The sequence below is a fragment of the Mucilaginibacter sp. genome (assembly GCF_039207105.1).
Classification (GTDB): Bacteria; Bacteroidota; Bacteroidia; order Sphingobacteriales; family Sphingobacteriaceae; genus Mucilaginibacter.
This window is the reverse complement of record NZ_JBCECK010000040.1, coordinates 1-9,494: the sequence shown is the minus strand read 5'-3', so window position 1 is coordinate 9,494 and position 9,494 is coordinate 1. Positions and strand designations below refer to the sequence as shown.

Annotated in this window: 10 protein-coding genes; 6 read left to right on the top strand and 4 right to left on the bottom strand. The window is 41.2% G+C overall.

The window, feature by feature from the left end:
• The 4 genes from AAGC65_RS10605 to AAGC65_RS10590 all read right to left on the bottom strand — a co-directional run.
• Nucleotides 1-203, bottom strand: a 203-nt coding sequence (locus AAGC65_RS10605; RefSeq protein WP_343112420.1) for a two-component regulator propeller domain-containing protein, incomplete at its 3' end; no start/stop codon positions are given.
• 619 nt (nucleotides 204-822) lie between these two features.
• Nucleotides 823-1,377: a catalase gene (locus tag AAGC65_RS10600; RefSeq protein ID WP_343112419.1), complete on the bottom strand. Its 555-nt coding sequence runs from the start codon at nucleotides 1,375-1,377 to the stop codon at nucleotides 823-825.
• A complete protein-coding gene (locus AAGC65_RS10595; protein ID WP_343112418.1) occupies nucleotides 1,377-1,793 on the bottom strand; it encodes a catalase in 417 nt (138 codons plus the stop codon). Before AAGC65_RS10595 ends, AAGC65_RS10600 begins: the two co-directional genes overlap by 1 nt.
• An 87-nt stretch (nucleotides 1,794-1,880) precedes the next feature.
• The gene (locus tag AAGC65_RS10590; RefSeq protein WP_343112417.1) at nucleotides 1,881-2,075 is read right to left on the bottom strand and encodes a helix-turn-helix domain-containing protein; all 195 of its coding nucleotides are present in this window, start codon (nucleotides 2,073-2,075) and stop codon (nucleotides 1,881-1,883) included.
• 62 nt (nucleotides 2,076-2,137) lie between these two features.
• Here AAGC65_RS10590 and AAGC65_RS10585 point away from each other — a divergent pair, with 62 nt between their 5' ends.
• The 6 genes from AAGC65_RS10585 to AAGC65_RS10560 all read left to right on the top strand — a co-directional run.
• A complete protein-coding gene (locus tag AAGC65_RS10585; protein WP_343112416.1) occupies nucleotides 2,138-2,380 on the top strand; it encodes a hexameric tyrosine-coordinated heme protein in 243 nt (80 codons plus the stop codon).
• Nucleotides 2,381-2,875: 495 nt separating this feature from the next.
• Complete coding sequence (locus AAGC65_RS10580) at nucleotides 2,876-5,854, top strand: sugar-binding domain-containing protein (protein WP_343112415.1); 2,979 nt, start codon at nucleotides 2,876-2,878, stop codon at nucleotides 5,852-5,854.
• A 171-nt stretch (nucleotides 5,855-6,025) separates the two neighbouring features.
• The gene (locus AAGC65_RS10575) at nucleotides 6,026-6,448 is read left to right on the top strand and encodes a cupin domain-containing protein (RefSeq protein ID WP_343112414.1); all 423 of its coding nucleotides are present in this window, start codon (nucleotides 6,026-6,028) and stop codon (nucleotides 6,446-6,448) included.
• A 459-nt stretch (nucleotides 6,449-6,907) separates the two neighbouring features.
• Nucleotides 6,908-8,128 carry an acyltransferase gene (locus AAGC65_RS10570; protein WP_343112413.1) on the top strand — a complete coding sequence of 407 codons (1,221 nt, stop codon included), beginning with the start codon at nucleotides 6,908-6,910 and terminating at the stop codon, nucleotides 8,126-8,128.
• A gap of 122 nt (nucleotides 8,129-8,250) precedes the next feature.
• The gene (locus AAGC65_RS10565) at nucleotides 8,251-9,006 is read left to right on the top strand and encodes a polysaccharide biosynthesis/export family protein (RefSeq protein WP_343112412.1); all 756 of its coding nucleotides are present in this window, start codon (nucleotides 8,251-8,253) and stop codon (nucleotides 9,004-9,006) included.
• The coding region (locus AAGC65_RS10560) for a Wzz/FepE/Etk N-terminal domain-containing protein (RefSeq protein ID WP_343112411.1) at nucleotides 9,003-9,494 on the top strand (492 nt) is incomplete at its 3' end. The genes AAGC65_RS10565 and AAGC65_RS10560, both read left to right, overlap by 4 nt.

Genomic DNA, 9,494 nt, shown 5'->3' with positions numbered 1-9,494 from the left:
CTATAGCCATCATATCTGTTGAGACCTGACGAAGTCCCAAACCACATAAAACTCTGCCGGTCTTTATAAATACAATTTACCTGGTTATGCGATAATCCATTATTGATATCAAGCTGTGAAAACTGGTATTTATCAGGTTGCGCATAGGATTTGTGAAACAATCCTACAATTAAGACAAGAACCGCAACTACTTTTAAAGGCATAATTATTATTGAGCAATAACATTACTAATCTAACCGAAATTAATAATATATGGCAAAACAAGTTCTGATTGACTGCAGAACTCTCCAATCAATAGGCATCCTTATATAAAAGTACAAGCTTGTTTACTCAAATAGCCGTGTCGGCGATTGACAGCTTACGAGCAAGAGGTTATTCTATGCTTTCATCCGGTTCTTGACAGTGACATATATTCTTATAAAACCGTAGTAGGTTACCTTCTGTAAAATGATGGTTTGCCATGTGAACGAAAAGCCACGACCACCGTTTGAAATAAGCTAATGTATGGCGCGAAACTGATAAACAAATCGCAGCCAAATTGTGTAATGCTGAAAAACATTAGATTTCATCGATAGCCGTAGCGCTTTTTAATTGGTGAACCTATCAGCGATCATATTTTAAATGAGTTTCATAAGATAGTCGATTTTAACGTTCGTGAAGTATTTCTGTAATAGTCATATGCTATGGTTACTTCGTACTATAATTAAATATCGTCCAAAATGGTTAGAAAAACTGTCCATGCGGCGAATAGCACAATCAGAGTAGTACGCTACGAGGAGTTTCAGTTCCTTGAAGTATTTGCAAACAATAACCGCATAATAATTATTGGCGTTGGCTGAACGATATAGGATAGGCTTTTGACCGTACGTCAATCATAGGATCCGCCCCTTTAATACCGTCAGGAACGTTATTAGGAATAAACAACAGTGACTTGTCTTCATGAACTGAGTTGGAGGAAACCTTGTTAATAGTTAACGTCCCGAGCAAAACGCGTTTACGGCTGGAAGGCCAAGCTATTGACGGATTATCAATCACATCATTTTTGTCTGCAATCTGAGCATACATTTTAAATACTACCGGTTGTTTGCGCACTCTGCCTTGAATTTCGTCTATCATGTAACTTGCACCAGCCTTATCGAACTTCTCTTTTGTAAGAAGTCTTTCACCCTCTTCAGGCAATAATTGATATCGAATAAAGCACGACTCGCCTTTCGCATTGGTAAATTTAAAGGCGTTTACGCCGAAATAATTGATGGAAGCAAAACTGGCCGGTAATTTCTGCGTTGTAAGAAATATTCTTGCCGCAGAATGAGCTTTAAGATATTTATCAAGTGTAGTAGGTTTCGATGTCTCCTTATTGCTGGCAGCCACAGCCATTAATAAATCCCTAAACTGTTCGGAGTCGGAAAGCCGTTAAAGCTATGCCCCACAAAATCAGTAGTTAGACCATTCTTCATTTTGAATTTAATAGCCATACCGCGCGGATTTGCAAGCCCTGAATTGTCTGGGATGTTTGGCACACCTGCAAAATCTGAAAAGCGAACAACGATATTGCTTTGTTCCTTTTGAAAGTGGGCTGCTTTAGTAATTGTTGAAGCTGAAGCCGCTGGCGTAAAGGTGCCTTCAAGAATTATTCCTTTGGTATGAACAGCCCTGGCATGATGTTCGCCGAATGCGTCGTGCAGAGCTTCTACCATTTGTACAGGTGTCGCATTTTGCGTTCCTGACTGCGCGTTTAACGTTACGCCCCACAAACTTGAGGCGGCCAATAAAATTGTGAATTTAATTTTCATGATATAATATTAAAATTGTGATACGAAGGTATAGGCGATATTACCGGCAAACAGTAACTAATGTCACCATAGATATTTATTAAAGGATCACGGATGCTCAAATCCCAGCTGATAAGCAACTTCTGAAACAGACAAATTTCCGGCTGTTAAATATTTATTGGCTCTTTCTATCACCTTTTGATGAATATATTGCTGATCGTTTGCCCCCGTAAGATTTCGGAGCATATTACTTAAATACCCCGAAGATACATTCAACTGCTCCGTCAGATATTGTACTGACAAAATGTAACATTAGTCACTATTTTTAATCTCCCCAGTCGTTTCTTTTGCAAGAAATATAAATTATGCAAGACAGTTTAAAATTGATCCCGGGAAATTCCCTGATCACCGCCACTCCCGAAGAAGGCCGTTTGTTGGCCGTTACAATGGCCAGATTAATTATTAAAGCCACCCAACCCGATGCAGGTATCAGGGGAAGGCTAAGGAGCGTATATTCTGAGGACGCGGCGATGTTGATAGCAATCGGACAAACGGTGGCTACTGAATTTGCTACCATTTCGGCGGCGAATAATTACTGGAAATCATAATTGATTTTTGGTTTACCACAAATTGTTTAAGAATTACATGAAAAAGTGGCTTTAAATAGGCTCAGTTCAACGTCTATTGAACAATATGCTTTTGCCCGATACAATACCATCCGCCGCTTTGCTTAAACAATCTATTACCGTCAATTGGACCGGTGTTGCAGCCGGTCCTTAATAATATAAAAATTGAGCGGGCCTTAATTCGGATGAATTTATCATTAATACGCTTTCGATAATGGAAGCATATAGGCTGACATATATTTTCGCGGGGGTTAAGTTGTGCGTAACCGGAACGATCGATGCTTCTGGCAATAATAAATCCCAAACCTGAATAAAAGAAGATAAGAGCCTTTATATTTTTCACATCAACATTTTCTGATCACTGTTATCATGAGTATGGAACGACGGATTAAGTTACTTAACTTAGCCCATAAACATCATTACGCCTCAATGATCTGACAACTGATCAATTAATAACCTGTAAAGCATCACTTCAATATGAACAATTCGAACAAGGTTTCGATATCCCGTCGGGCTTTCCTGGCAACTGCCGGGCTTACTGCAATAGCGGCGACGGTTTATCCAAAAACTATGCTAATTGCGAAGGCAACCCCTGTTTCGCCTCTTGGCCCCGGCACTATTTCTTTAGCCGGCAGCTGGCGGTTTGTATTGGATCGTGATGACGAAGGAAGCAATGCTGGTTGGTTTAAAACCAATTTTTCAGCTTCCTATAATATATCCTTGCCAGGCATCCTGCAAACACAAGGGTTCGGAGATGAAATAAGAGCCGATACGAAGTTCGTAGCGGCACTTCCTCGCGATATGCGTTGGTATCTTTTACCACAATATAAGCCTTACACTGTACCCGGCAATATCCAGGTGCCATACCTGTCGCAACCGGTACGGCATTATTTAGGTGTGGCTTGGTACCAGCGTGATATTGATATTCCGGCCGATTGGGCTGGAAAACGTATTGAATTATTCCTTGAACGGACACGCTGGCAAACAGATGTTTATATTAACGATAATTTGATTGGCAGTAACAGATCACTTGTAGCTCCACATGAATTTGATCTTGGCATAATAAAAGCCGGAAGACATCGCCTTACAATTCGTATCGATAACAGGATGCTAACACCGGCTTACCGCCCTGATGGCCATGCCGTGTCTGATGCCGAAGGGTCAACCTGGAACGGTGTCGTAGGCCGGATCGAACTGTCGGCCACCTCACCCGTTTGGATCGCCGATGCCAAGGTATTCCCCAATATTACTAACAAGTCGGCATTGATCCACGTTTCTATCGGTAATGTAACCGGTAAAGCGGGCACGGGCACACTTTCTACAGGCACTGTGTTTGTGCCGGTAACATGGGATGAAAGCGGTGGTAAGGCAACTATAAACGTCCCTCTGCCAAACGCTGGCTTATGGTCAGAGTTTACACCCGAACTTCAGCAACTTTCTTTAACCCTTAGCGGACAACAAGCAGATCATCGGCGATCTGTGACTTTTGGAATGCGTGAAATTAAAACAGCAGGCAACCAAGTTTTATTAAATGAGGAGCGATTCCAATTGCGGGCAACGCACGATGGCGGAGGCTTCCCGTTAACCGGTTATCCTGCAACAGATGTTGCTACCTGGAAAAAAATCATTGGTATTTGCAAAACCTGGGGGCTTAACGGCATGCGTTTCCACTCCTGGTGCCCTCCCGAAGCAGCGTTTATTGCAGGCGATGAACTTGGTTTTTATCTTCAACCAGAATGCGGAATGTGGAATGCGTTCGATTCGGACGGTAAAATGCTGACCGTTTTGACCGACGAAACCGAACGCTTGCTAAAGGCATATGGTAATCACCCATCTTTTATAATGCTTGGCGCTACTAATGAGCCTGCCGGTAATTATGCCAAACAGCTTCCGAGCTGGGATAAAACCTGGAGAGAAGCTGATCCACGCCGCCTCTACACAGACGGCACGGGTCGATTTGCACCGCCACCGGAAGGACGAGGCAAACCCTATGCTGCTGACTTTTTAATTACTGGCAGTCCCGCGCGTGGCCCCAAAGGATGGTTTGGTTCTGATTATGAAGAGAGTTTGCGTAATATACGAGGCGGCGTAACCATACCTTGTTTTGGTCATGAAATAGGCCAATACTGTGCTTATCCTGATTTTGGAATTATAGAAAAATTTGAGGGTAAAGGCAAATATGATGCTTTTCCTGATGGCATTGGCCTTGGGAAAGTGCCCTATATGCATCCTGGCAACTATATTATTATGCGGGATGGTGCTCGTACTCATAGCATCCTGAAGCAGAACAAGGCTCTTGCCCACGCTTCAGGCCGATTCCAGGTGGCTTGTTATAAAGAAGAGATTGAAGCTTTACTACGTACATCATCCTATTCGGGCTATCAATTGCTGGACCTACATGATTATCTGGGCCAAGGCGGGGCACTCATTGGAATGCTTGATGCTTTCTGGGAAGAAAAAGGGTATATTACAGCAGAAGAGTTCAAACATTTTAATAATACCACCGTTCCGCTAATACGATTGAAAGACCGTGTATTTACCACGGTTGATAGTCTGGCGGCGAGTGCCGAAGTTACACATTACGGGCCTGAACCCCTCAAAGAAATTACACCGCAATGGCTGATTTTGAACAGTAATGCAAAAGTCATGATGTCGGGCAACCTTCCTACATGTAACATAGCAAGAGGCAGCGGTCAGGTTCTTGGAACTATCTCGGCATCTTTATCCAACTTACCGGCACCAGCAGTTTATTCACTCGTTTTAAAGCTTGCAGGAACAGATTTCAGTAATAACTGGAAATTTTGGGTGTATCCCGAAACAATCAGGAATGAAATGCCCAAGAACGTTCTGGTAACGAGTTCATGGGAAGAAGCCAAAACGCACGTTGCTAAAGGCAATAAGGTATTGTTCCTCTCCGGCGCACCTGAAAATCCGCCAATTGATCTGGCATTAACAACCACACCTATCTTCTGGAACCGCCTGATGAACCCGAACCGGACCTGGATGATAGGACTTCTGAATAACGCAAAACACAATGCTTTAGCTGGATTTCCGACCGAAGATTGCTGCGATTGGCAGTGGGTTAGCCTACTACCCCGTACAGTTGCAATGAATATGAGTGCCTTACCCCCTACCTTGGCTTCAGTTGTTCAGCCAATTGATGACTGGAACCGCAACCTGCGGCTTTCGATGCTCTTTGAATGCCATGTGGGTGCCGGCAAGCTGATGGTTACATCTTTTGATCTTTCTGATAAAGGAATTGAACAGCGACCAGTCGCGGCATCACTGCGCAAATCGGTTCTGGACTACATGACCTCAGCCAAGTTCAAGCCACAAATCGAAGTAACTATAACAGAATTAGACGCTTGGTTGCCATCGCGATATGTGGCACCAGTTATTCCGAGTTCGCCTCCAGCATTAAATGATGTAGCGGATCCTGGACAGGTTAAGCAATGACGTATTCTTGTATTTTCGTAAGCATATACTAAGTATTGCCTTATTCTGGAGTACTTGAACCTATTAAGAAAAACTTGTTTCTTAAACCAGTTTAAGCAAAAAGGTTCTGGCATTTTTCACTTTTGTAAAACAGCAATGATGAATATAATCATCAATTAAGCCATTACTAAAATGAAAAAATCAACAATCATGTTTTTAAGCTTTTGCCTTGCCTTTACATTAAACGCAAAAGCACAGGATTCCGGAAATGCACATGCAAAAGGTACTCCCCCGCAAGTTATTCTTACACAACTTATCCAAACCTCAGGTCTTAAAGAGCAGGAAGTAAAAATGGTTATTGTCAATTTTGCTCCCGGTGAAGATTTGGCTGCTCATCGCCATCCTATACCAACCTTCGGCTATGTTTTGGAGGGTGAACTGGAATCAACATTTGATAACAAAGTTTATCGTTATAAAGTGGGTGACGCTTTTTATGAAAGACCAAACGGCTTACATGCAAGAACAAGAAATTTGAGCAAAGACAAACCTGCTAAACTGATTGCATTTTTTGTTGGAGATAAAGCAAAACCCTTCTTGGTCCCTGAAAAGAAATAGCATTCTAAAAGCTAATTTCTCTTATAAACACATTCTTTTGCTATATGCAAACTGATGCTGTAATCAGATAACAATTAAGCCCTTTTCACAATAATGTGAAAGGGGCTTTTACATCTAACGGTATTGTATTTTTTAATAAATTGAGTGCGATTTTAAAACCATTCTTTAATCAACACACCAGCAATTTCTTTCTCTCCTCTACTAAAATTATACCTTTCGGCCAACCTTGCTGAAGATAAATTTCCAAACCTATTTGCAACATTGGCCTCCTCTGAGTGATTAATATCTTTATAGAACACCTCCTGTCTATATTTCTTTTAATATTATCCATTTTGTTCATTTTAAACAACCTCACCCATTCCGTTCATTAACCTTACAAATCCTACAACTATCTGCATTATAAGTAATTTAGATTTTAATAACATTATTAAAATAATCTATCTACAATACAAATACCTAATGTCTTCAAATCAAAGCCCCCCCTCACATTTCTATACTCTTGACGCCATCAGAGGCTTTGCAGCTATAATAGTTGTTATATATCATTGGCAATTGTTCTATTATGCAAATGACACCTGGGTATCAAGTAAGATTGATAAAACGGCGCTTCCGTTTTATCCTTACCTGTCAGTTATCTATAACGATGCCGTGGTAGCAGTCGATTTGTTCTTCCTTCTTTCCGGATTCGTTTTCTTCTGGCTATATGCTGACCGGATCGCAACGCGGAAAATAAACTTCCGTAAATTTATAATCTTCCGGATCAGCAGGCTCTACCCTGTCCACTTTGCTACCTTACTATTGGTAGCTGCCCTCCAATGGCTCATGTTCAAAAATGCCGGCCATTATTTTATTATCCAATTCAATGATACTTACCATTTTATCTTGAACCTACTTTTTATGCAAAGTTGGGGAATTGAAAAAGGCGCATCTTTCAGCGGACCATCCTGGTCGGCTTCTGTAGAAGTATTCCTTTATTTAGTATTCTTTGTCATCTGCTATCAGAAACTGCAAAATAAAAAATGGTTACTTTTTCTCTTTATACCCGCCGGCGTATTTTTACAATACTATTATACCCTCATTGGTAAAGGCATGTATTCCTTCTTTTTAGGTGGACTGGTCTACTATTTATACCTTTGGATGATTAAAGAAAACAGAGCCCAAAAATACCTCTCTGTTCTCACCGTCTTCACCGTTTTATTTTGGGTATTGTTCTTTGTAGAATATCGATTTTCCTTTCTCCAGGATATTTGGTCAAAACTGTATCTGCATGCATTCCCCAACAAAACTCTTGAGTCAGCACAATCCGCTTTCGATCTCGGTAAAAAATTCGCTTTCCGAACTTTCTTATCCCCCTGCACTATCATCACCCTGACACTTTGGGAAACCTGCAAGGGCATGCTTAACAAAAAATGGGCGCTGCTCGGTAATTGCAGCTATGCCATGTATTTAATTCATTTTTCATTACAGATCACATTCGTACTCATAATTAATGCTTTTCATATCAACCGTCTTGTACTCCGATCGCCAATTACATTGATTGTTTTTTTCCTGATTCTGATACCATTGAGTCTGATCATTCACTACTATTTTGAGTTACCTACTCAGGAAAAACTCAGGAACATATTTGTCAAAGCTAAAAGCCCCAATGTAAGCATAGCTGAAATTAAAGTACCAACATAACAAAAACTCCGTGACGGGGAGTCTATTCCCGCCATAGTTAAAGCGAGTAGTGAACAACTGCCGGTAGAATTCCTGCATTCACTAATTTTTATAAATACTGCATAATAAACTAATCACTATATATGGGATTGAAATTTAGCTTACCACTGATCCTGGTGTTGATAATAATTACGGGATGCGCAAACACCCGTAAACTCACTTACTTTAATGACATTTCGGCAACTAAAGGGATCGATTCCCTTAACCGCATGCCGCAGCTTAAAATACAGCCTGGCGATATACTGCAGATCACCATTACCACTCTTGACAAAGAAATATCTGCGATCTTTAACCCTAATATTTCTGGTTCTTCCTCGGGTAACGGCATGGAACCGGGATATCTGGTAGACAGCGCCGGCTACATAGCATTACCGGTGATTGGGAAAATAAATGTAAAGAATAAAACAACCACGGCTATTAACGATCTGGTATCACAGGAACTGGATAAAACGGCCCGTAACACCTTCGTATCTACACGGCTGGTAAATTTCAAGATATCGGTACTTGGAGACGTGGTCCACCCTGGCTCCTTCCGTATTGGGGCCGAAAGAGCCTCTATACTAGATGCATTGAGCATGGCAGGCGATCTCAACATTACCGCTAAGCGGGATGATATCATGATCATCCGGGAAGTTAATGGTATCAAAACGTATGCATCTCTAAACCTGAATGATAGTAAAACACTTTCCTCACCTTATTATTACCTCAGCAATAATGATGTTATCTATGTAAAACCCGGCCCCGACCGCAAGTTCGCCACATCCAAAACAGTACAGCTCTTGCCAGCCATCATAGGTGTGATATCACTCATTAGCACAATTGTCATTTTAAATAGATGAGCCGCACTATGAACCAGCAAAAAACAACAGACAGTAAGAACACTGTAATAGATCTGAATGATCTCTTCCGGAAGATAATATTCCACTGGCCCCTATACCTTTTGGTACTGTTGGTAACAGTTATCGGCGCTATGCTTTACATGAAATATAAGAAACCGATATATATGTCGAGCGCTAAACTATACCTGAAAGATGAAAAAAAAGGGAGTGGAGAAGAAATGGATGCGCTCAAATCGCTCTCTCTTTTTAACAGCGGTAAAAATATTGAAAATGAAATGGAGGTGCTAAAATCTCCTGTACTTGTACAAAAAGTGATAGCAGCCAACGGTTTTAACATCCGGTATTATGTAAAAGGAGCTGTAAAAAATGAAGAGATCTACAGCCACCCGCCACTTAGTATCAGAGTGCTGAGCGACAGCTCCAGAGTAGGTGCCTACATTTTTGATATAACGCGGGAAAACAATCTGCTGAAAATAACAGAAATAAAC

Bases quoted from the DNA above. Each gene is read 5' to 3' on its own strand.
- AAGC65_RS10600 (WP_343112419.1), bottom strand. From the start codon at position 1,377: ATGGCTGTGGCTGCCAGCAATAAGGAGACATCGAAACCTACTACACTT.
- AAGC65_RS10595 (WP_343112418.1), bottom strand. From the start codon at position 1,793: ATGAAAATTAAATTCACAATTTTATTGGCCGCCTCAAGTTTGTGGGGC.
- AAGC65_RS10585 (WP_343112416.1), top strand. From the start codon at position 2,138: ATGCAAGACAGTTTAAAATTGATCCCGGGAAATTCCCTGATCACCGCC.
- AAGC65_RS10580 (WP_343112415.1), top strand. From the start codon at position 2,876: ATGAACAATTCGAACAAGGTTTCGATATCCCGTCGGGCTTTCCTGGCA.
- AAGC65_RS10575 (WP_343112414.1), top strand. From the start codon at position 6,026: ATGAAAAAATCAACAATCATGTTTTTAAGCTTTTGCCTTGCCTTTACA.
- AAGC65_RS10570 (WP_343112413.1), top strand. From the start codon at position 6,908: ATGTCTTCAAATCAAAGCCCCCCCTCACATTTCTATACTCTTGACGCC.
- AAGC65_RS10565 (WP_343112412.1), top strand. From the start codon at position 8,251: ATGGGATTGAAATTTAGCTTACCACTGATCCTGGTGTTGATAATAATT.